Origin of the sequence: Neorhizobium sp. T25_13, assembly GCF_002968675.1 — a bacterium.
GTDB classification, from domain to species: domain Bacteria; phylum Pseudomonadota; class Alphaproteobacteria; order Rhizobiales; family Rhizobiaceae; genus Neorhizobium; species Neorhizobium tomejilense.
In genome coordinates this window covers 1-440 of sequence record NZ_PVBI01000043.1, presented here as the reverse complement: position 1 = coordinate 440, position 440 = coordinate 1, and the positions used below count along the sequence as shown (strand labels likewise).

At 51.8% G+C, this 440-nt stretch carries 1 protein-coding gene; it reads right to left on the bottom strand.

The features are described 5' to 3' along the window. Nucleotides 1-440 (bottom strand): RNase adapter RapZ (locus C5J22_RS30870; RefSeq protein WP_245440623.1); only part of this gene is annotated, 440 nt, incomplete at both ends.

The window sequence follows — 440 nt, the reverse complement described above, 5'->3', positions numbered from 1 at the left end:
GGTAGCTACGGTTGTTGGTTTCCAGCATAGGTAACCATAGCTCAAGATAGCTTCGCGTCTGGTAGATAAAATTGTGTACTTCTGTGTGGCGGTCGAGGAACGCGGCGACAGGCTTATCAAGACCTGTCATTGGACGCAGTTTCGGATCCCAGTGCGGGTTCGGCAAGAAGCGAACGTCAAAGACGTAATCTGCATCGATAGGGATACCGTGTTTGAAGCCGAAAGACTCAAAGACCATGGTCAGTTCGCGTTCACGTTTACCCAGCAGACGGGTACGCAGCATTTCAGCCAGCTCGTGAACGGACATTTCTGAGGTATCGACAATCAGATCCGCTCGCGAACGCAGAGGCTCCAGCAAATCGCTTTCTTTGTCGATAGCACTTTCCAGCGACAGGTTTTTGCTGGAAAGCGGATGCAGTCGGCGCGTGTCACTGTAACGA